This window comes from Streptomyces sp. NBC_01283, from assembly GCF_041435335.1.
Taxonomy (GTDB): Bacteria; Actinomycetota; Actinomycetes; order Streptomycetales; family Streptomycetaceae; genus Streptomyces.
The window spans coordinates 2,927,512-2,948,002 of the sequence record NZ_CP108430.1 but is presented as its reverse complement, the minus strand read 5'-3'; the positions used below and the strand labels follow the sequence as shown (position 1 = coordinate 2,948,002).

Here is a 20,491-nt window from a genome sequence, read left to right as displayed (position 1 = left end):
TTATGAACAGAGCGGCCACCCGTGTCAAAGGACACAGACCGCTCTGTGGAATCTACGGTAACTGCCGTACTGCCTCGTCTACTTGAGTCGTGCCATAAGTGCGTGCTCGACCAGCGTGATCAGGCCGCTCTTTGCGTCCGCACGGTGTCGGGCGTCGGTGGTGATGATCGGCGTGTTGGGGCCGATCTGGAGAGCTTCGCGCACTTCATCGGGGGTGTAGGGCTGGTGGCCGTCGAAGCCGTTGAGGGCGATGACGAAGGGCAGGCCACTGTTCTCGAAGTAGTCGACGGCCGGAAAGCAGTCGGCGAGACGGCGGGTGTCCACGAGCACGACGGCCCCGATGGCGCCGCGGACGAGGTCGTCCCACATGAACCAGAAGCGGTCCTGACCGGGCGTACCGAAGAGGTACAGGATCAGGTCCTGGTCCAGGGTGATGCGGCCGAAGTCCATGGCCACCGTGGTGGTGGTCTTGTCCCCGGTGTGGGTGAGGTCGTCGATGCCCGCGGAGGCGGACGTCATGACGGCCTCGGTGCGCAGCGGGTTGATCTCGGAGACCGCTCCGACGAACGTGGTCTTGCCGACGCCGAAGCCGCCCGCCACCACGATCTTCGCGCTGGTGGTGGAGCGGCCCGAGCCGCCGCTGCTAGAGCTTGCGAAGTCCACTGAGCACCCTTTCGAGCAGTGTCACGTCAGGCTGACCGCCGGCGTTCTCGTCGCCGCCGGGCTGGTGAATGGCGACGAGCCCGGCCTCGGCCAGGTCGGCCACGAGGATCCGGGCCACGCCGAGCGGCATGGAGAGCAGAGCCGACACCTCGGCCACCGACTTGACCTCGCGGCAGAGGTGGCAGATGCGCTGATGCTCGGGGAGCAGCCCCATCAGCTGCGCCGGGTCGGCCGTCGTGCTCACCAGCGCCTCTATCGCGAGCTGGTAGCGGGGCCTGGTCCGGCCGCCGGTCATCGCATAAGGACGCACCAGCGGCTGGTCGCCTTCATAGCCGTACGACGCCTGAGAGCCGTACGGATCGTGAGAGGCGTTGGGCGGGGTCATGGATCCTCCGGGCGGGACAGCAGTTGGTCTGCGTGCCGTCTGATAGAGCCGGTGGGGGGCACCAGGTTGGCCGGACGGTGGTCAGTACGTTCGGTCGGTGGGGCGGCCGATGGAGAGAGCTAGTGCAGCAGGCTGCCCTGCAGTTCGGCGCGGAGGTCCGGGGTGAGGACGGCGCCCGCGCGGTCGACGAGGAGCGCCATCTCGTAGCCGACGAGGCCGATGTCGCACTCGGGGTGCGCGAGCACGGCGAGGGACGAACCGTCGGAGACCGACATGAGGAAGAGGAACCCCCGCTCCATCTCCACCACGGTCTGGGTGACGGCGCCGCCCTCGAAGATCCGCGAGGCCCCGGCGGTGAGGGAGGTCAGCCCTGACGCGACCGCGGCCAGCTGGTCGGCGCGGTCACGCGGGAAACCCTCGGACATCGCCAGAAGGAGGCCGTCGGCGGATACCACGACGGTGTGGGACACCCCGGGGGTGTTGTCCACGAAGTTCGTGATCAACCAGTTCAGATTCTGTGCCGCCTGGCTCGGACTCAACTAACGCTCCTGCTGGTGAGTGGGGAAGCTGCCGGTCTGGCCGGTACCGGCCTGGCGACCCTGCTGGATGCCCCGACGGAGATTCGTCAGCCGGCCGCGCACGTCATCGGGCGCACGCGAGACCTGCGGACCTGTGCTGTCCTGCTGCTGCTGTGCGGTGCCCGCGACGAGGTTGGCTCGCGGGACGCGGCGCGGCAGGCCGGATGTGGTGACGCCACCGGCGGACGGCTGCCGGACGCGCTCGGCCTGGCGGCCCAGCTCGTCGTTGGGCGAGGTGCGCCATGAGGAGGCGCTGCCGTTCGTGACGCTGTTGATGTTCCCGCCGCCGGTTCCGTTGGACGCGGGGGCGGGTGCTCCGGACGAGCGCTGGGGCGCGGCCGGGTGCTGCGGCTGCTGCGGGGTCTGCGACCCCTGCGTCCCCGGCCTCGACGGGAGAGGCGCGGAGGGCGACGAGGAGTGCGGTCGCTGCGGCCGCTGGGGCTGCTGCTGCTCGGGGGCACCGGGCGCGGGGGAGCGGTCGCCGCCCTGCGGACCCTGGTGCCCTTGCTGCTGCTGTTGCTGCTGGAACCAGTTGGTCTCCAGCGTGTCGAACAGCGGGGTGCGGCCGTCGCCGGGACCGGCGGGCGGCAGGCCCTCCGGCTGCGAAGGCTGCTGGGGCTGCTGATTCTGCGAGGGCTGCTGCGGTACCGGCGGGATGCCGAGCGGACCGCCCTGACCCTGCCCGCCGGGGGCCTGACCGTGGCCCTGACCGGGACCCTGACCACGGCGAGGCATGTCGCCCGCGTCACGGCCACCGCGCTGCTGCGGCGCACCGGCGCCGGGCGCCCCGCCGTTGTAGCCGGGGGCGCTGGTGCCGGGACGCTGGAACTGGCCCGTGCCGGAGGAGGTGTCCTGGCCGCCGAAGACGTCCGGGCGGACGAACTGACCGGTGCCCTGCTGACCCTGGCTCTGGCTCTGACCACCCTGCTGGCCCGCGTTCTGCGGCGAGCCCGTGCCGGGCGGCGGCCCGTTGAAGTCGGGCCGCTGGAACTCGGCGGTCGAACCGGGGCCCTGCGCGGTACCGGCCGAGGGGTGCGGGAACTGTCCGGTGGACTCCGGCTCCTCGTGCCCGCGCGGGGTGTCGAACGGCTCGCGGGAGATCTGCGGCTGCGCGTTCTCGTCGCTCCAACTGGGCACGCGAGGCTGCGGGTTGCCCCCGGGGAGCTCGGCACGCGGACCACCGCGCGGCGGCAGCTGCGGCCTGCGCCCCTGGTCCCCGGAGTCGTTCGCGGGTCCTGCGGGGTGCACCGGATTCGTACGCTGCTGGGGAACGGGAGGCTGCGGCGCGGAAGCCTGACCGCGGCCGCCGCCCTGTCCGCCCTGGCCGCCTTCGAAGAGGCTGCCACCGGTGGAGGCCGGGGCGCCGGAGCTCTGTCCGGGCTGTCCCTGGCGGGGAGGCAGCTGGCCGGCGGGGCCCGCCGGAGCGGACGGCGAACCGGCTCGCGGCCCCGCGTCACGCGAGGGCAGCGCGGCGCGCGGGCCCGTCCCGGCCACCTGACCACGAGGCGGACCGGCACCGAGCCGTCCCGCTGAGCCGGGCGCACCGTTGCCGTTGCCGTTGCCGTTGCCGTTCCCGGCGCCGACTCCACGGCGCGCGGCCGCGGCACCGGCCGAGGCCTGCGCGGCGACCGGGCCACCGCCCTGGCCGGGACCGGGCGCACCGGGCTTGTTCGGCGCCTTCTTGCCGCCCTGGGCGACATCGATGGGCAGCATGACGAGCGCGGTCGTGCCACCGGAGTCCGACGGACGGAGCTGGATGCGGATGCCGTGGCGCTGCGACAGACGGCCGACCACGAACAGACCCATGCGGCGCGAGACCGAGACGTCCACGGTGGGCGGCGACGCGAGCCGCTCGTTGATCGCGGCGAGGTCCTCGGGGGAGAGGCCGATGCCGGTGTCGTGGATCTCGATCAGCACCCGCCCGTCGGGCAGCGCGTGACCGGTGACCTTGACCTTGGTCTGCGGCGAGGAGAACGACGTCGCGTTCTCCAGGAGCTCGGCGAGCAGGTGCACGAGGTCGTTGACCACGCGTCCGGCGACCTCGGTCGTCGGCACCGCGGAGAGCTCGATGCGCTCGTACTGCTCCACCTCGGACGCGGCGGCACGCAGCACGTCGACGAGCGGGACGGGCCGGGTCCACCGGCGGCCGGGCTCTTCACCGGCGAGAACGAGGAGGTTCTCGCCGTTACGGCGCATGCGGGTCGCGAGGTGGTCGAGCTTGAAGAGCGAGGACAGCTGGTCCGGGTCGGCCTCGCGCGACTCCAGCTCGGAGATGAGCGAGAGCTGACGCTGGATGAGGCCCTGCGAACGGCGCGAGAGGTTGGTGAACATCGCGTTGACGTTGCCTCGGAGGAGCGCCTGCTCGGCGGCGAGGCGGACGGCCTCGCGGTGCACGTCGTCGAAGGCCGCGGCCACCTGGCCGATCTCGTCCCGGGAGTGCACACCGACCGACTCGACGGAGGTGTCGACGTCCTGCGGGTCGGCCTCGGAGAGCTGCTTGACGAGCTCGGGCAGCCGGTCCTGGGCGACCTTGGTCGCGGTGTCCTGGAGGCGCCGCAGCGAGCGGATCATGGACCGGGCCACGACGAAGGCGCCGACGAGCGAGACACCGAGGACGAGCAGGATCAGCGCACCGTTGAGGATGGCCGCCTGCTCGGACTCGTTGCGCAGCTCGCGGGCCTTCTGCTCCATCTCGTTGAGCAGCGTGAGCTCGATCTTGGACATCGCGTCGATCTTGGTGGTGTCGGCGTCCACCCAGTCCTTGTACGAACGCTTGTCCTGGAGCTTGATGCCGCCCTCCTGCTCAAGCACACGCTTGGCGTAGGAGTCGGCGCCCTTGATGGAGGAGTTGCCGCCGTCGATGGGCTTGGTCAGCTCGTCGGCATTGCCCGCGTAGATGCCCTTGAAGGCCTGGAGCTGGGACCCCTCCTTGTCGAGGGCGGCCCAGCCGTAGCGCCGGTCGGTCTCGGAGATCTTGCCGAAGGCGCTGTCGCCCGCGGGAAGCGAGGCGGCGATCACGGCGCGCTGCACCGAGGCGTACTCCTTGGCGGAGGAGAAAGCCGTCAGGGCGCGGGTGCGCTGGATCATGTCCGGGTTGCTGGTCGCCTGCGCCATGTCCGAGGACAGCGAGAGCAGCTGCTCGATGAGCTGGCTGTAGGCGTCCACCGTCTGGGAGGTGGAGCTCGCGTCCTTGTAGGCGTCCTTGCGGACCTTGTTGATCTGCTGGAGCTGCTGGGTGATCTCGACGGTGTTGGCGCGGACGCCGAGGAGGCCCTTGTCGCCGTCCGTGTTGTCGAGGTCCTGCGTCTCCTGCAGGAAGCGGTTGTAGGCGCGGTCGGTCTTCTGCCGGGAGCCCTTGACCACGTAGTCCGAGGAGTTCGCGCCGTGCGCGAGGGGGCCTGCCGAGCGGTCGCGCTCCTCCTGGAGCGCGGACGCCAGCTCGGTGGCGCGCTTGGTCATGTCGGTCAGCAGCTTCATGTTGTTGAGCTGCTGGATCTCGTCCATGGACTCGTTGATGCGGAGCGCACCGAGGGAGGTCGCGGTGATCACGGGGAGCGCGAGCAGCGAGACCAGTCGGGTGGAGATGCGCCAGTTGCGCAGGGCTATTCGCGAGCCGGGGCCGGTGGGCGCCTTCACGGTGCCCGTCGTGCCGCCCGATGCCGCGGTGGCCGTGGGCAGGCTCACGCCGCCGGCGGCCCCGCGGCCGTTGTCGCCGGACGGTGCCTGCCCGGGGTTCTGGGCGTGCTGGGCCGAGGAGCCGCGGTCGGTCGCGCCGCGCTCCGGCTCTGCCGCAGCGCTGCTGCCATCCCTCTTGAAACGTCCCTGCACTAGCGTCGCAACCTCTGGACCAGGCGTCCCTCCGCACAAACGGCGGGACGGTGTCGGCGTCGTGGGGCGCAGAACGCCCCATGGTGGTCGTGAGTGACCGGCGCTGGCTCCCCTTTCCCGCCGCCACTCGGCGCTGCGTTGCGCCCCTGCGCGCCGGTTCGATCCCGCGGCGGTCCCGGGAATTCCAGCACAGTGCAGGATCTCCAACAAGGCCCGTGTGTCGCGCCGCGACCTCCGTGACTAGGCGTGAGTGCCGCGTCACGAGACGTAGAAAGTTATCTGGGGCAAAACGGTCGAATACACCCAGGAAAGCTAAGGGTGGAGGGTGTCCCAGTGTTCATGATCGGGAGCGGAATGATGGCTTCAGTGGCGCAATGTCCGATTCCAACAAGGCCTCCACGAGCCGGAATTGACCTATTTGCCCGCTCCGTCGTGAGCAAACTCACATCAAGATCAGGGCCTCATCCGGGCTTTGGCCGGGAATTGGATGTTTAGCCTGACGCTTTACAGGGATGGCGAATCCGACAACCCGCGTCCTCCCCAGGACGCCTCAACTGACAGGGCTTGAACAGCAGATGAAGACTGTGAAGTCGGCGATGTTCCGCAACATAGCCAACCCGCGCCGCACCACCCTCGCCCACCTCACGGACGCACAGGAGGTCGCCCCGGCCGCCGAGCAGCCGGACCATGCGACGGAACTGCCGACTGTGACGGCCAACCCCCGGCGCACGGTCCTGATGGACGCCCCCGAGGCCTTCAGCCCGTCCGGCGTCTGAGGACGAGCGCGCAGCGCGATCGACGGCGGCCGAAGCCGCGGGAGCTCGGGAGGCCTGGCGGCACACGGCCACGTTAGCCTGGGGTGTCAGTCTCTCCCTCCAGCAAAGGGCACCGCTCTTGCGCATCGCCAGGTTCTCCATCGACGGCAACGTCGCCTTCGGCGCGGTCGAGGGCGAAAGTGCCCCCGGAACGACCGATGGGCTCGTTCTCGACATCATCAAGGGCATCCCGTTCGCGGACTTCGAGCTCTCCGGCACGAAGGTCCCGCTGAGCAAGGTCAGGCTGCTGCCCCCGGTGCTCCCCAACAAGGTCGTGGGCATCGGCCGCAACTACGCGGAGCACGCGGCGGAGCTCGGCAACGAGGTCCCCGACATCCCGGTCGCCTTCTTCAAGCCCTCCACCTCGGTGATTGGCCCCGGCGACGCCATCGCGTACCCCTCCTTCTCGCAGGAGGTGCACTACGAGGCCGAGCTGGCCGTGGTCATCGGCCGCATGTGCCGCGAGGTCCCGCGCGAGCGCGCCCGTGACGTCATCCTCGGCTACACCTGCGCCAACGACGTCACCGCGCGTGACGTCCAGCAGCGCGAGAAGCAGTGGGCCAGGGCCAAGGGCTTCGACAGCTCCTGCCCGCTCGGCCCCTGGGTGGAGACCGAGCTCGACCCCTCGGACCTCACCATCCAGTGCACGGTCAACGGCGAGCAGCGCCAGCTGGGGCGTACGACCGACATGGTCCGCTCCATCGAGGACCTGATCGTGCACATCTCCGAGGCCATGACGCTGCTCCCGGGCGACGTCATCCTCACGGGCACCCCGGCAGGGGTCGGCCCCCTCAACGTCGGCGACGAGGTCGCCGTCACCATCGAAGGCATCGGCACTCTCACCAACAAGGTGATCAAGCGTGGCTAACGCGACTCCCGTACGCGTACGTTTCTGTCCCTCGCCGACCGGCAACCCCCACGTGGGCCTGGTCCGCACCGCTCTCTTCAACTGGGCCTACGCCCGGCACAACGAGGGCGTCCTGGTCTTCCGCATCGAGGACACCGACGCGGCTCGCGACTCGGAGGAGTCGTACGAGCAGCTCCTCGATTCGATGCGCTGGCTGGGCTTCGACTGGGACGAGGGCCCCGAGGTCGGCGGCCCGCACGCGCCGTACCGCCAGTCGCAGCGCATGGACATCTACCAGGATGTCGCGGCCAAGCTCCTGGACGCGGGCCGCGCGTACTACTGCTACTGCTCCACGGAGGAGCTGGACGCCCGCCGCGACGCCGCCCGCGCCGCGGGCAAGCCGTCCGGCTACGACGGCCACTGCCGCGACCTGACCGCCGAGCAGCGTGCCGCGTACGACACCGAGGGCCGCAAGCCCATCGTCCGCTTCCGCATGCCCGACGAGGCGATCACGTTCACGGACCTGGTCCGCGGCGAGATCACCGTCCAGCCGGAGAACGTCCCGGACTACGGCATCGTGCGCGCCAACGGAGCACCGCTCTACACGCTGGTGAACCCGGTCGACGACGCCATGATGGAGATCACCCACGTCCTGCGCGGCGAGGACCTGCTCTCCTCGACCCCGCGCCAGATCGCCCTCTACAGGGCCCTGGCCGACCTGGGCATCGCCAAGGAGGCCCCGGCCTTCGGCCACCTCCCGTACGTCATGGGCGAGGGCAACAAGAAGCTCTCCAAGCGTGACCCGCAGGCGTCCCTGAACCTCTACCGCGAGCGCGGCTTCCTCCCCGAGGGCCTGCTGAACTACCTGTCCCTCCTGGGCTGGTCGTTCTCCGCGGACCAGGACGTCTTCTCGATCGAGGACATGGTCGCCAAGTTCGACCTGGCGGACGTGAACGCCAACCCGGCCCGCTTCGACCTGAAGAAGGCCGAGGCGATCAACGCCGACCACATCCGCATGCTGGACGTGAAGGCGTTCGCGACCGCCTGCGAGCCCTGGCTGAAGGCCCCGCACGCCAACTGGGCGGCCGAGGACTTCGACGAGGCGGCCTGGGAGGCCATCGCCCCCCACGCGCAGACCCGCATCAAGGTGCTCTCCGAGATCACGGAGAACGTCGACTTCCTGTTCCTCAAGGAGCCGGTCGAGGACGAGGCGTCCTGGACGAAGGCGATGGGCAAGGGCGACCCCGCCGCACTCCTGACGACGGCCCGCGCCAAGCTCGACGCCGCCGACTGGACGTCCCCGGAGTCCCTCAAGGAGGCCGTCCTGGCCGCCGGCGAGGAGCACGGCCTGAAGCTCGGCAAGGCGCAGGCCCCGGTCCGCGTCGCCGTCACCGGCCGCACGGTCGGCCTGCCTCTCTTCGAGTCCCTGGAGATCCTGGGCAAGGAGAAGTCGCTGACCCGCATCGACGCGGCCCTGTCGAAGCTCGCCGCCTAGCCGCGTAGCCGCACAGCACACACGAAGGACCCGGAAGCCCCAACGGCTCCCGGGTCCTTCGCATACCGTCGAAGACATGCCGATCAAAGCCGTGGTCCGGGACATCGATACTGCATTCTTCGGGGGGTAACCCCCCGAACCCCCAGCCCGGAGCGGCGGGTGCGATTACCGTCGAAGACATGCCGATCAAAGCCGTGGTCTGGGACATCGATGACACGATCTTCGATTACGCGCACGCCGACACCACCGGCATGCACGCGCACCTCACCGCCGAAGGCCTCATCGAGAGGTACGAGACCGCCGAGCGGGCCCTCGCCCTGTGGAAAGAGGTCACCGAGCGGCACTGGGCACGCTTCAGCGCCGGAGGGATCGAGTTCGAGGCCCAGCGCCGCGACCGTGTGCGCGATTTCCTGGACGCCGCGCTGACCGACCAGGAGGCGGACGCCTGGTTCGAGCGATACCTCACACACTACGAATCCGCCTGGACCCTCTTCCCCGACACCGTCCCCGCCCTGGACGCCCTCGCCGGCGACTACCGCCACGCGGTCCTCTCCAACTCCGCCCTGATCGTCCAGGACCGCAAGCTGCGCGCCCTCGGCGTGCGCGACCGCTTCGAAGCGGTCCTCTGCGCGGCCGAACTCGGCGTCTCCAAGCCCGCGGCCGAGGCCTTCCTCGCGGTGTGCACGGCGATGGGGCTGCGGCCCGACGAGATCGCCTACGTGGGGGACCAGCCGGAGATCGACGCCAGGGGCGCGCGCGACGCGGGTCTCCTCGGGATCTGGCTCGACCGCAACAGCACGGCGCAGGAAGGCCCGTCGGGCGTGCACCGCATCACGCGCCTCTCCGAGCTCCCCCCGCTGCTCCGCGCCGATACCCGTTTTGGAGCGCCGTCCAACGTCGGGTAATGTTCTTCCTGCGCCGCCCGAGAAGGCCGAAAGGTCCGAACAGGAAGCGCAAGTCGAGCAAAACTCCCGCAAGGGGTTGCGTATCGATGGCCTATGGTGTAATTGGCAGCACGACGGTTTCTGGTTCCGTTAGTCTAGGTTCGAGTCCTGGTAGGCCAGCTCGCAGAGCTTATCTGCAACGCCCCCGTTGTGTAGCGGCCTAGCACGCCGCCCTCTCAAGGCGGTAGCGCCGGTTCGAATCCGGTCGGGGGTACAGATCCTTCCCATGGAAGCAGTCCGGGTCGCACCCACTGCAGCCGATGCAGGATCGCTAGGGCCCCCGTTGTGTAGCGGCCTAGCACGCCGCCCTCTCAAGGCGGTAGCGCCGGTTCGAATCCGGTCGGGGGTACGCAGGGTCTGGCTGGTCTAGACCACAGTGGGCTATGGTGTAATTGGCAACACGACGGTTTCTGGTTCCGTTGTTCTAGGTTCGAGTCCTGGTAGCCCAGCGCAGTACAGCAGGACAAGCTAGCCCCCGTTGTGTAGCGGCCTAGCACGCCGCCCTCTCAAGGCGGTAGCGCCGGTTCGAATCCGGTCGGGGGTACGCGAATGGACAAGGGGCCTTCCCGCAAGGGAGGGCCCCTTGGTCGTGTTCGCCAGTCGTGCCCGTCGTCATGCCCGCTTCGGTGAACCCACTTGCCCGTAGCGGCGGTTGGACTCCTCGGCCTGGGCGAGCCGGCGCAGGCTCAGCAGGACCGGCTCGTACAGCACGGTGAGCGCGACCGCCGCCTCCAGCTGTTCGTCGGGCGACTCGAAGCGTTCCACCAAATCCAGGTCGGCGACGGCCAGTTGCCCCGCCGAGTGCGCGTAAGGCGCCAAGTCGTCGACGGTGCAGGGGTATCCGAGCCGGGCGAGCGTCGCAACTGCGGTCACGAGCATGCCGTACGCCGGTGACCGAGGGCCGGAACTCTGGCCGTGCTGCCAGCCGATCCGTTCCAGCAGGGCGTCGACCGTCCGTCCCGCCGTCTCCGTCGCGGGATCGCCCTCGACGGGGTCGGGGCCGTGGGGGAGTGCGTAGACCGCCGTCCCCAGGCGGGAGTTGTGGTCCAGGGAGTCGTCCTCCAGGGCGGTGAGCACCTCCCGGGCGGACGCGATCGGCACCCGGCCCACCTGGATGAGCGCCCGCACCAGGCGCAGTCGCTGCAAGTGCTTCTCGTCGTACTCGGCCTGCGTCGCGCTCACGCGGCGGCCCGACGGGAGCAGGCCCTCACGCAGGTAGTACTTGATCGTGGCCGTCGAGACCCCGCTGCGCGTGCTCAGCTCCGCCAGTCTCATCGGCTCGCGTCCCCTCTTGCGTATCCACTTGGTGAGTGGCACTATCCAATCATGGATAGCGGAACTATCCAACGCTCTCTGAAGGGGGAACCATCGTGAGCAGCAAGCCGATCGAAGGGCGCATGACCGCCGACGCGCAGGGCGGCGTCACCGTTTTCAACATCGGGATGCGCATCAACAACTTCCGCGCCGTGCGCAGCTGGTGGCCCGTCTTCCGGGCGATGCCGAGGATGCTCAGGGAGCTGTCCAAGGACCGGGAGAGCGGGATGCTGGGCTACCAGCTGCTGTTCGGCGGGACGCGGGTCCTGTACGTCGTGCAGTACTGGGAGTCCTCGGAGAAGCTGCTCGCCTACGCGTCCGCGCAGGGCAAGGAGCACCGCCCCGCCTGGGCCGCCTTCAACCGGCGGGTGCGGGAGGGCAAGGGGAAGGTCGGCTTCTGGCACGAGACGTATGTCGTGCCCGAGGGCGCCCACGAGGCGGTGTACATCAACATGCCGGAGTTCGGCCTGGGTGCGGCAGTCGGCGTGGTGCCGGTGGGCCGCAGGGGAGACAGGGCCGCGGACCGCCTCAAGGTGGCATGAGGGGACAAGAAAGAACGCCCGAGGGGCCGCCGCGGCGTTGAGGCGGCCCCTCGGGCGTTCTGTGTGCTGTCCGGGAGTGGTGCGTGCGGGTCAGCCCGTGCGGCGCAGGGCCTCGGACAGGCGCCCGGCGGCATCGATGATGGCCTGCGCGTGCATCCGGCCCGGGTGGCGGGTCAGGCGCTCGATCGGCCCGGAGACCGAGACGGCGGCGACCACGCGGTTCGAGGGTCCGCGCACGGGGGCGGAGACGGACGCGACTCCCGGCTCCCGCTCGCCGATCGACTGGGCCCAGCCCCGGCGTCGTACGCCCGAGAGGGCCGTGGCCGTGAAGCGGGCGCCCTGGAGGCCGCGGTGCAGGCGCTCCGGCTCCTCCCAGGCCATCAGGATCTGCGCGGACGAGCCCGCTTTCATGGTGAGCGTCGAGCCGACGGGGACCGTGTCCCGCAGGCCCGAGAGGCGCTCGGCCGCGGCGACGCAGATCCGCATGTCGCCCTGCCGGCGATAGAGCTGCGCGCTCTCGCCCGTCACGTCACGCAGATGCGTGAGGACCGGGCCCGCCGTGGCGAGCAGACGGTCCTCGCCGGCCGCCGCCGCGAGTTCCGCGAGCCGCGGGCCGAGAATGAAACGGCCCTGCATGTCGCGCGCCACCATCCGGTGGTGTTCCAGTGCCACGGCGAGACGATGTGCCGTGGGTCGTGCGAGTCCGGTGGCCGCGACCAGCCCCGCGAGGGTGGCCGGACCGGACTCCAGGGCGCTCAAGACGAGAGCCGCCTTGTCGAGAACGCCGACGCCGCTAGAGTTGTCCATGCGTCGATACTCGCGTCTCACTCTGTGAAACGCAAGTTCAATTTTCCATGGAACACGTCACCCTGTGAGTGCGATCCGCGGACCAACGGAAAGCGGCCCACGCGCGGCACGAGGGGTACGGGCGTGGACGAACAATTCTCTAGTTGGGCCGGCGCCAACACAGCCGGTCGGAGGGAAAGCGATGGGTAGGACACTCGCGGAGAAGGTCTGGGACGACCACGTCGTCCGGCGCGCCGAAGGCGAGCCCGACCTCCTCTTCATCGATCTGCACCTGCTGCACGAGGTGACGAGCCCGCAGGCCTTCGACGGCCTCCGCCAGGCAGGACGCCCGGTGCGGCGCCTCGACCTCACCATCGCCACCGAGGATCACAACACCCCGACCCTCGACATCGACAAGCCCATCGCGGACCCCGTCTCGCGGGCCCAGTTGGAGACGCTGCGCAAGAACTGCGCCGAGTTCGGCGTACGCCTGCACTCGCTGGGCGACGTCGAGCAGGGCGTCGTCCACGTCGTGGGCCCGCAGCTGGGCCTGACCCAGCCCGGCACCACCGTGGTCTGCGGCGACTCCCACACCTCCACGCACGGCGCCTTCGGCGCGCTGGCGTTCGGCATCGGCACCTCCCAGGTCGAGCACGTCCTGGCCACGCAGACGCTGCCGATGGCCCGCCCGAAGACGATGGCCATCACGGTCGACGGCGAATTGCCCGACAGCGTCACGGCCAAGGATCTGATCCTCGCCATCATCGCCAAGATCGGCACCGGCGGCGGCCAGGGCTACGTCCTGGAGTACCGCGGCTCCGCCATCGAGAAACTCTCGATGGAAGCCCGCATGACCATCTGCAACATGTCGATCGAGGCCGGCGCCCGCGCGGGCATGATCGCCCCCGACGCGACCACCTTCGACTACATCGAGGGCCGCGACCACGCCCCGAAGGGCGAGGAGTGGGACGCGGCGGTCGCGTACTGGAAGACCCTGAAGACGGACGAGGACGCGGTCTTCGACGCCGAGGTCTACATCGACGCCACCAAGCTCGCGCCGTTCGTCACCTGGGGCACCAACCCGGGCCAGGGCGCGCCGCTCTCGGCGAACGTCCCCGATCCTGCTTCGTACGAAGACGCGTCGGAGCGGTTCGCCGCCGAAAAGGCCCTGGAATACATGGGGTTGACCGCCGGACAGGCGCTGCGCGACATCAAGGTCGACACCGTCTTCGTAGGTTCGTGCACCAACGGCCGCATCGAGGACCTGCGTGCGGCCGCCTCCATCGTCGAGGGCCGCAAAGTCGCCGACGGCGTACGGATGCTGATCGTCCCCGGCTCGGTCCGGGTCGCCCTGCAGGCCATCGAGGAGGGCCTGGACAAGGTCTTCGTCGCCGCGGGCGCCGAATGGCGGCATGCGGGCTGCTCGATGTGCCTGGGCATGAACCCCGACCAACTGGCGCCCGGCGAGCGCTCCGCGTCGACCTCCAACCGCAACTTCGAGGGCAGGCAGGGCAAGGGCGGCCGCACCCATCTGGTGTCGCCCCAGGTCGCCGCCGCCACCGCGGTGACGGGCCACCTGTCATCGCCCGCCGACCTGACCGATGCCCCTGACGCCCCCGTCACCGCCGGAGTCTGAGAGCCATGGAAGCATTCACCACGCACACCGGCCGGGCCGTTCCGCTGCGCCGCAGCAACGTGGACACCGACCAGATCATCCCCGCCCACTGGCTGAAGAAGGTCACCCGGGACGGATTTGAGGACGGGCTCTTCGAGGCCTGGCGCAAGGACGGCGAGTTCGTCCTGAACAAGCCCGAACGCCAGGGCGCCACGGTCCTGGTCGCCGGTCCCGACTTCGGAACGGGCTCCTCGCGCGAACACGCCGTATGGGCCCTGCAGAACTTCGGCTTCAAGACCGTCATCTCCTCGCGCTTCGCCGACATCTTCCGCGGCAACTCGCTGAAGAACGGCCTGCTCACCGTCGTGCTCGACCAGAAGGTCGTGGACGCGCTCTGGGAGCTGACGGAGGCCGACCCGCAGGCCGAAATCACCGTTGACCTGCAGGATCGCCAAGTCCGCGCCGAAGGCGTCACCGCCGACTTCGAGCTGGACGAGAACGCCCGCTGGCGTCTCCTGAACGGCCTGGACGACATCAGCATCACGCTCCAGAACGAGCCGGACATCGCCGCGTACGAGGCCGAGCGACGCTCGCACAAGCCGCGGACCGTGCAGGTCTGACGCCCCCGCAACACCCCGGTGTACCCCCAATCGTGGACGGTTGGGGGTACATCTGTGTCCGGCCCCCTCGGGGTACCCGATGACCTGAACGGGTGGACTCAACTCCCTTGATCCGGACGGCAGAAGAGGCTTGAAATCCTCTTGTACTCGCTCCGACCGGGTACCCTCAGGAGGGCGCCGGATGTGGGTAGTTACCCCCTGCGGAGGCGACAACTCGCCCCAGATGGCACAATCGGTGCATGGAACGTGACAGCCAACTCGAGCTCTACGGGCTTGTTGCGGACCAACTGAAGGAAGCGCACTCACGAGTGCGTGCACTGCAAGTCCCGGAGGGCGTACGGATGGCGCTGACCCGGAAGCTGCTGGTCATTACGGCCGCGGCCAAACACGATCTCGCCGATGCGGCAAGGCGTCTGGAGCTGTTGATGGAGTCCCTCGACGAGGCTGAAGAGGGCCGATTCCCCGAAGACGCCTGAGCCGCAAGGCTCAAACGGCCCTTCGAGGAACCTTCGAGGAACTCATGGACAGCCGAGTTCGTTGCGGCACAAGGGTGATTAGCCCGTTTCGTGTTTGATTTGCGGTATATATCTGCCTAACGTGCGAAAAAGCCTGGCGAATACGCTCGGGCGAGGTCTCCGAAGGGGAAGACGTGAACAAGGCGCAGCTCGTAGAAGCGATTGCCGACAAGGTGGGTGGCCGTCAGCAGGCCGCCGAAGCTGTGGACGCGGTTCTGGACGCAATCGTCCGGGCAGTGGTCAGCGGAGAGCGTGTATCGGTCACCGGTTTCGGCTCGTTCGAGAAGGTTGAGCGTCCGGCCCGAATCGCGCGCAACCCGCAGACTGGGCAGCGTGTTCGAGTCAAGAAGACCTCGGTTCCCCGCTTCCGCGCCGGACAGGGCTTCAAGGACCTGGTGAACGGCTCGAAGAAGCTTCCGAGGAACGCACCCGCGGTCCAGAAGGCACCCAAGGGCACCTATTCAGTGGGCAGCGCTTCGCCGACCGTCAAGAAGGCAGCGGCGAAGAAGGCTACTACCGCCAAGAAGGCGGCGGTGAAGAAGGCTACTACCGCCAAGAAGGCCACCACGGCCAAGAAGGCGGCCACGGCCAAGAAGACGACGGCCAAGAAGGCCACCACGGCCAAGAAGGCGCCCACGGCCAAGACCACCGCCAAGAAGGCCACCACGGCCAAGAAGGCGTCGACAGCCAAGAAGACGACGGCGAAGAAGGCCGCGCCGGCGAAGAAGGCTGTCGCCAAGAAGACCGCGCCGGCCACCAAGAAGACCGCGGCCAAGAAGACCGCACCCGCCAAGAAGTCGGCGGCGCGCAAGACCACCGCCAAGAAGGTGACCGCCCGCAAGAAGTAAGGGCAAGAGGGTACTCACGCGCCGGGCCGGGCTCCCCACTGGGAGCCCGGCCCGCGGCGTGTGCGGGGCCCGGACCGGGGCCGGACGGGGCCCGAGGGGAGCCCCGGCCTCAGAACGTCTGCAGCGTCACCAACGTGATGCGACGCCCCTCGCCCTCTCCCTCGACCTCGATCCGCACCCGCTGGCCGGGCCTGAGCAGCCGCAGGCCGCCCGCGTCGAACGCCGGGGGATCGAAGGGCACCGGAGTGCCGTCGTCGAGCAGCACGCTGCCGCTGCGGGTCTCGGAGTCGTACGTGTACGCGGTCGCCTGCATGGGGGAAGCGTACTCAGTCGGCGATCAGCAGCCGCGCGGCAGCCGTCGCCGTGCGTGGCCCCACGCCCAGCGCGAGCGCGGCCCGCAGGTCGTCGCCGGTGTCCACGTCCTGGCGTACGGAGTCGACACCGTCGAGCGGAAGTTCCACCGCACCCGAGGCCGTGTGCCGGGAGCGGGACGCCGCGCCGAATGCGGGGCGCAATTCCAAGCCGGGGGCTGCGGACAGCAGGGTCGTGCCGATTCCTGCGGCATCAGGAAGGAATGAGCGGGGGAATTGGGCCGCGCTGTCGAGCACGCGGGCCAATTCCAGGGGGCGCAGTGCGGGGAGATCGGCATTCAGCGCCGCGACGGCCGATTCGGGCCGTTCGGTGCGTACTACACCCGTTCCGTGTGCCAGAGCGGCGTTGAGGCCCCCCACGGGCTCGTCGCGGACGATCCGGGCCCCCAGGGACGCCAGCTCGCGCCCGGCAAGGAGATCGTCCGTGACGACCACCACATCCCGCACCGCCGGGCAGGACACCGCGGCGGCCACGGTGTCCTGTGCGAAGGCCAGGGCGAGGCCCGGCCGCAGCGTGTCGCCGGTGGTGGCGGTGAGCCTGCTCTTGGCGCGCTCCAGCGGTTTCAGGGGTATCACCAGGGTCCACTGCACGGGTGGCGGCTCCATCCTTCGCGTCGGGCCCATTGTGACCTGCTGAGCGGGGCACCACCGGGGCCGGGTTCCGGGATCAGGAGGGGCGGCGCGTAGCGCCTCTTTACAGGGGCGGTGGCGGGAGACGGGTGGGCGTACGGTGTTCTCGACAGACAGGCAGCCTGGGGCGACACTTGTGCGGCCTACCAGGTTCATGGAGGAAGGTGTCCGAGTGTCCCGCCGCAGAATCGGCTTCTGGTACCGCCTGGCGGCGGTCATCGCTAAACCGCCGCTGGTGGTTCTGTTCAAGCGGGACTGGCGGGGAATGGAACACATTCCGGCCGACGGCGGATTCATCACCGCGGTGAATCACAACTCGTATATCGACCCGCTCTCGTACGCACATTTTCAGTACAACACCGGACGAGTGCCTCGATTCCTGGCAAAGGACGGCCTTTTCAAGGACGGGTTCGTCGGCAAGGTCATGAAGGGCACGGGCCAGATCCCCGTCTACCGCGAGACCACGAACGCGCTCGACGCCTTCCGTGCCGCGGTCGACGCGATCGAGCGCGGTGAGTGCGTGGCGTTCTACCCGGAGGGCACCCTCACCCGGGACCCCGAGATGTGGCCGATGACGGCCAAGTCCGGTGCCGCACGGGTCGCCCTGCGGACCAAGTGCCCTGTGATCCCCGTCGCGCAGTGGGGCGCCAACCTCGCGCTCCCGCCGTACAGCAAGAAGCTCAGCCTCTTCCCGCGCAAGAAGCTCCAGGTGCTCGCGGGCGAGCCGGTCGACCTCTCGCGCTTCCACGACAAGGAGCCCACTCCCGAGGTCCTGCGGGAGGTGACCGAGACCATCATGGCCGCGGTCACCGAACTCCTGGAGGAGATCCGGCACGAGAAGGCCCCCGACACCCCGTACGACCCGCGCAAGGCGCGCCTGGCGCAACGCCGCAAGGCGGCGGACCGCAGCGGTCGCGGCGTCCCCGAGAGCAGCCCCGAGAACACCACGGAGGACAGCAAGTGACGACCCCGGTGAAGGCCGCCGTCTTCGGAACGGGCTCTTGGGGCACTGCCTTCGGCATGGTGCTCGCCGACGCGGGGTGCGACGTCACCCTGTGGGGACGGCGCGCCGAACTCGCCGAGGCGGTCAACTCCTCGCACAGCAACCCGGACTACCTCCCCGGTGTCGAACTCCCGCAGAACATCAGGGCGACCACCGACCCGGCCGAGGCCGCCGCAGGCGCCGACTTCACCGTGCTCGCCGTGCCCTCGCAGACGCTGCGCGGAAACCTCGCCGCGTGGGCGCCGCTGCTCGCCCCGGACACCGTGCTCGTCTCCCTCATGAAGGGCGTCGAACTGGGCTCCGCGATGCGGATGAGCGAGGTCATCGAGGACGTCACGAAGGTCGCCGCCGACCGCATCGCCGTCGTCACGGGTCCCAACCTGGCCCGCGAGATCGCCGCCAGGCAGCCCGCCGCCGCCGTGGTCGCCTGCCGCGACGAATCGATCGCGCAGCGCCTGCAGACGGCCTGCCACACCCCGTACTTCCGCCCGTACACGAACACGGACGTCGTCGGCTGCGAACTCGGCGGCGCCGTCAAGAACGTCATCGGCCTCGCCGTCGGCATCGCGGACGGCATGGGCCTCGGCGACAACACCAAGGGCTCGCTCATCACCCGCGGCCTCGCCGAGACCACCCGTCTGGGCCTGGCCATGGGCGCGGACCCGCTGACGTTCTCCGGACTCGCGGGCCTGGGCGACCTGGTGGCGACCTGCTCGTCGCCGCTGTCGCGCAACCACACCTTCGGCACGAACCTCGGCAAGGGCATGACGCTCGAGGAGACCATCGCGGTCACCAAGCAGACCGCCGAGGGCGTCAAGTCCTGTGAGTCGGTCCTCGAACTGGCCCGCAGGCACGGCGTCGACATGCCCATCACGGAAACGGTCGTGGGCATCGTGCACGAGGGCACGCCGCCGGTGGTCGCCCTCAAGGAGCTCATGTCACGCAGCGCCAAGCCCGAGCGCCGCTGACTCTCCCCGGGCCAGCGGGTACCCTCAAGCCGATATGAGCAGCGAGAACCTCCCCCAGAGCCCCGAGCCGCGCCCCGAGCAGAGCTCTGAGCTGCCGCTCCGCAAGCCGCGTGTGGCCGTCGTGTTCGGCGGCCGCAGCTCGGAGCACGGCATCTCGGTCGTCACGGCGGGCGCCGTGCTGCGTGCCATCGACCGCACCAAGTACGACGTCCTGCCCATCGGCATCACGACGGACGGCCGCTGGGCCCTGACCGCCGACGATCCCGACCGCATGGCGATCACCGAGCGTCAGGTGCCCAACGTCGACGCGCTGGCCGAATCGGCCGACGGGGGCGTGGTGATGCCCCTGGACCCCAACAACCGCGAGGTCGTCTACAGCGAGCCGGGCTCGGTGCCCAAGGCGCTCGGCGAGGTAGATGTCGTCTTCCCGATGCTGCACGGTCCGTACGGCGAGGACGGCACCCTCCAAGGACTCCTGGAGCTCTCCGGAGTGCCCTACGTGGGCGCCGGCGTGCTCGCCTCGGCCGTCGGCCAGGACAAGGAGTACATGAAGCGGGTGTTCACCTCCTTCGGGCTGCCCGTCGGCCCGTACCTGGTGATCCGCCCGCGCGAGTGGGACCGCGACCAGCAGACCGCCCGCAAGAAGATCGCGGAATTCGCCGGCGAGCACGGCTGGCCGCTGTTCATCAAGCCCGCGCGCGGGGGCTCTTCGATGGGCATCACGAAGGTCGACTCCTTCGAAGGCCTCGACGAGGCGATCGAGGAGGCCCGCCGCCACGACCCCAAGATCCTCGTCGAGTCGCTCCTGCGCGGTCGTGAGATCGAGTGCGGGGTCCTGGAGTTCGAGGACGGGCCGCGCGCGAGCGTGCCCGCCGAGATCCCGCCGGTGCAGTCGCACGACTACTACGACTTCGAGGCGAAGTACATCGACTCGACGCCCGGGATCGTGCCCGCCCCGCTGACGCCCGAGCAGACCGCCGAGATCCAGCGGCTCGCCGTCGACGCCTTCGAGGCCACGTCCTGCGAGGGCCTGGTGCGCGCGGACTTCTTCCTCACCGAGGACGGGTTCGTGATCAACGAGATCAACACGATGCCGGGCTTCACGCCCATCTCGATGTACCCGCAGATGTGGGAGGCGAGCGGCGTCAGCTACCCCGAGCTGGTGGACCGTCTCGTCCAGGCCGCCCTCAACCGCTCCACGGGGCTGCGCTAGCCCTCCGTAGCGGGACCTACGCGATCCCCTTGGGGATGGCCTTCTTCACGGGGGCGGCGAAGTCCGTCAGCGGACTAACGCCGTCCCCCGCGCGCTCCTTGGGCAGCGTCACCTCCACGTACGCCTTGCGCAGCGTGGAGGTGAAGCGGAAGGAACCGTCGTCCTGCTCGTCGAGCAGCCAGTTGACGCCGTCCACCGTCACGGCGTCGGCCTCGGGGTCGTTCATCTTGGGCGGCCTGGCGACACCGCAGCGCAGTATGATCGCCGGGTCTCCCCACCCGGCGGTCAACTCCGACTTCGGCTCGGGATCGGCACGCTTCAGACCGTCCACCTTGTTCGGCAGCCGCTCGTCCAGGTTCCGGCACAGTTCGGTGACCTTGCTGTCCGGGGTGGGAACCGCAGCCTTCACTGTTTCGTCTGCTGAGGAGCAGCCCGCGGACGCGATCAGCAGTGCGAGCACGGGAGCTGGGACGAGGCAGCGACGCCGGCGACGGGAATTCTTCACCGGCCA

At 69.4% G+C, this 20,491-nt stretch carries 21 protein-coding genes and 5 tRNA genes; 17 read left to right on the top strand and 9 right to left on the bottom strand.

Features of this window, described 5'->3' with window-relative positions:
* Positions 1 to 78: 78 nt before the first annotated feature.
* The 4 genes from OG302_RS13230 to OG302_RS13215 form a co-directional block, all read right to left on the bottom strand.
* A complete protein-coding gene (locus OG302_RS13230; RefSeq protein ID WP_361838163.1) occupies positions 79 to 663 on the bottom strand; it encodes an ATP/GTP-binding protein in 585 nt (194 codons plus the stop codon).
* On the bottom strand, positions 644 to 1,048 hold the full coding sequence (locus tag OG302_RS13225; protein ID WP_160507411.1) for a DUF742 domain-containing protein: 405 nt from the start codon (positions 1,046 to 1,048) through the stop codon (positions 644 to 646). The genes OG302_RS13230 and OG302_RS13225 overlap by 20 nt, the downstream gene beginning before the upstream one ends.
* A 119-nt stretch (positions 1,049 to 1,167) precedes the next feature.
* Complete coding sequence (locus tag OG302_RS13220; RefSeq protein ID WP_098244998.1) at positions 1,168 to 1,587, bottom strand: roadblock/LC7 domain-containing protein; 420 nt, start codon at positions 1,585 to 1,587, stop codon at positions 1,168 to 1,170.
* Positions 1,588 to 5,454: a nitrate- and nitrite sensing domain-containing protein gene (locus OG302_RS13215; RefSeq protein WP_371526969.1), complete on the bottom strand. Its 3,867-nt coding sequence runs from the start codon at positions 5,452 to 5,454 to the stop codon at positions 1,588 to 1,590.
* Between the two features lie 575 nt (positions 5,455 to 6,029).
* On the opposite strand from OG302_RS13215, the gene OG302_RS13210 reads away from it, so the two are divergent.
* The 9 genes from OG302_RS13210 (at position 6,030) to OG302_RS13170 (ending at position 10,099) form a co-directional block, all read left to right on the top strand.
* The gene (locus OG302_RS13210; RefSeq protein ID WP_371526968.1) at positions 6,030 to 6,230 is read left to right on the top strand and encodes a hypothetical protein; all 201 of its coding nucleotides are present in this window, start codon (positions 6,030 to 6,032) and stop codon (positions 6,228 to 6,230) included.
* A 118-nt stretch (positions 6,231 to 6,348) separates the two neighbouring features.
* The gene (locus OG302_RS13205) at positions 6,349 to 7,137 is read left to right on the top strand and encodes a fumarylacetoacetate hydrolase family protein (RefSeq protein WP_361838156.1); all 789 of its coding nucleotides are present in this window, start codon (positions 6,349 to 6,351) and stop codon (positions 7,135 to 7,137) included.
* On the top strand, positions 7,130 to 8,611 hold the full coding sequence (gltX, locus tag OG302_RS13200) for a glutamate--tRNA ligase (RefSeq protein WP_371526967.1): 1,482 nt from the start codon (positions 7,130 to 7,132) through the stop codon (positions 8,609 to 8,611). Before OG302_RS13205 ends, gltX begins: the two co-directional genes overlap by 8 nt.
* Positions 8,612 to 8,790: 179 nt before the next feature.
* Positions 8,791 to 9,516, top strand: a complete 726-nt coding sequence (locus OG302_RS13195; protein WP_371526966.1) for an HAD family hydrolase — start codon at positions 8,791 to 8,793, stop codon at positions 9,514 to 9,516.
* An 87-nt stretch (positions 9,517 to 9,603) separates the two neighbouring features.
* Positions 9,604 to 9,675: transfer RNA gene (locus tag OG302_RS13190), tRNA-Gln, on the top strand.
* A 21-nt stretch (positions 9,676 to 9,696) separates the two neighbouring features.
* Positions 9,697 to 9,769 (top strand) — tRNA-Glu (locus OG302_RS13185).
* 62 nt (positions 9,770 to 9,831) lie between these two features.
* Positions 9,832 to 9,904 (top strand) — tRNA-Glu (locus tag OG302_RS13180).
* 28 nt (positions 9,905 to 9,932) lie between these two features.
* Positions 9,933 to 10,004, top strand: a tRNA-Gln gene (locus OG302_RS13175).
* Positions 10,005 to 10,026: 22 nt separating this feature from the next.
* Positions 10,027 to 10,099 (top strand) — tRNA-Glu (locus OG302_RS13170).
* A gap of 68 nt (positions 10,100 to 10,167) precedes the next feature.
* Here the strand turns inward: OG302_RS13170 and OG302_RS13165 are convergent.
* Complete coding sequence (locus OG302_RS13165) at positions 10,168 to 10,830, bottom strand: MerR family transcriptional regulator (protein WP_371526965.1); 663 nt, start codon at positions 10,828 to 10,830, stop codon at positions 10,168 to 10,170.
* Between the two features lie 122 nt (positions 10,831 to 10,952).
* Between OG302_RS13165 and OG302_RS13160 the strand changes: the two genes are divergently transcribed.
* The gene (locus OG302_RS13160; RefSeq protein ID WP_371750108.1) at positions 10,953 to 11,411 is read left to right on the top strand and encodes a DUF4188 domain-containing protein; all 459 of its coding nucleotides are present in this window, start codon (positions 10,953 to 10,955) and stop codon (positions 11,409 to 11,411) included.
* Between the two features lie 90 nt (positions 11,412 to 11,501).
* Here OG302_RS13160 and ndgR read toward each other — a convergent pair whose 3' ends face one another.
* Positions 11,502 to 12,218 carry an IclR family transcriptional regulator NdgR gene (gene ndgR, locus OG302_RS13155; RefSeq protein ID WP_053137572.1) on the bottom strand — a complete coding sequence of 239 codons (717 nt, stop codon included), beginning with the start codon at positions 12,216 to 12,218 and terminating at the stop codon, positions 11,502 to 11,504.
* 181 nt (positions 12,219 to 12,399) lie between these two features.
* Here ndgR and leuC point away from each other — a divergent pair, with 181 nt between their 5' ends.
* The 4 genes from leuC (at position 12,400) to OG302_RS13135 (ending at position 15,795) form a co-directional block, all read left to right on the top strand.
* On the top strand, positions 12,400 to 13,833 hold the full coding sequence (gene leuC / locus OG302_RS13150) for a 3-isopropylmalate dehydratase large subunit (protein ID WP_371526964.1): 1,434 nt from the start codon (positions 12,400 to 12,402) through the stop codon (positions 13,831 to 13,833).
* Between the two features lie 5 nt (positions 13,834 to 13,838).
* Positions 13,839 to 14,432 carry a 3-isopropylmalate dehydratase small subunit gene (gene leuD / locus OG302_RS13145; protein ID WP_371526963.1) on the top strand — a complete coding sequence of 198 codons (594 nt, stop codon included), beginning with the start codon at positions 13,839 to 13,841 and terminating at the stop codon, positions 14,430 to 14,432.
* Between the two features lie 239 nt (positions 14,433 to 14,671).
* Positions 14,672 to 14,908, top strand: coding sequence for a hypothetical protein (locus tag OG302_RS13140; protein ID WP_371526962.1), 237 nt, complete (start codon positions 14,672 to 14,674; stop codon positions 14,906 to 14,908).
* A gap of 173 nt (positions 14,909 to 15,081) precedes the next feature.
* On the top strand, positions 15,082 to 15,795 hold the full coding sequence (locus OG302_RS13135; protein WP_371526961.1) for an HU family DNA-binding protein: 714 nt from the start codon (positions 15,082 to 15,084) through the stop codon (positions 15,793 to 15,795).
* A 109-nt stretch (positions 15,796 to 15,904) separates the two neighbouring features.
* Here OG302_RS13135 and OG302_RS13130 read toward each other — a convergent pair whose 3' ends face one another.
* Positions 15,905 to 16,108 (bottom strand): hypothetical protein, encoded by a 204-nt coding sequence (locus OG302_RS13130; RefSeq protein WP_160507421.1) that lies wholly within the window; start codon positions 16,106 to 16,108, stop codon positions 15,905 to 15,907.
* 13 nt (positions 16,109 to 16,121) lie between these two features.
* Entirely contained in the window at positions 16,122 to 16,757 is a 636-nt protein-coding gene (gene cofC / locus OG302_RS13125; protein ID WP_371526960.1) for a 2-phospho-L-lactate guanylyltransferase, read from the bottom strand.
* 211 nt (positions 16,758 to 16,968) lie between these two features.
* Between cofC and OG302_RS13120 the strand changes: the two genes are divergently transcribed.
* From OG302_RS13120 to OG302_RS13110, 3 genes are read left to right on the top strand one after another with little or no spacing between them, the layout of a single operon-like run.
* Positions 16,969 to 17,760 (top strand): lysophospholipid acyltransferase family protein, encoded by a 792-nt coding sequence (locus OG302_RS13120; protein ID WP_371526959.1) that lies wholly within the window; start codon positions 16,969 to 16,971, stop codon positions 17,758 to 17,760.
* Positions 17,757 to 18,767, top strand: a complete 1,011-nt coding sequence (locus OG302_RS13115) for an NAD(P)H-dependent glycerol-3-phosphate dehydrogenase (protein WP_371526958.1) — start codon at positions 17,757 to 17,759, stop codon at positions 18,765 to 18,767. The genes OG302_RS13120 and OG302_RS13115 overlap by 4 nt, the downstream gene beginning before the upstream one ends.
* 34 nt (positions 18,768 to 18,801) lie before the next feature.
* Positions 18,802 to 19,980 (top strand): D-alanine--D-alanine ligase family protein, encoded by a 1,179-nt coding sequence (locus tag OG302_RS13110; RefSeq protein WP_371526957.1) that lies wholly within the window; start codon positions 18,802 to 18,804, stop codon positions 19,978 to 19,980.
* Between the two features lie 16 nt (positions 19,981 to 19,996).
* On the opposite strand, the gene OG302_RS13105 is transcribed toward OG302_RS13110, so the two are convergent.
* Positions 19,997 to 20,485: a DUF3515 domain-containing protein gene (locus OG302_RS13105; RefSeq protein ID WP_371526956.1), complete on the bottom strand. Its 489-nt coding sequence runs from the start codon at positions 20,483 to 20,485 to the stop codon at positions 19,997 to 19,999.
* Positions 20,486 to 20,491 lie beyond the last annotated feature (6 nt).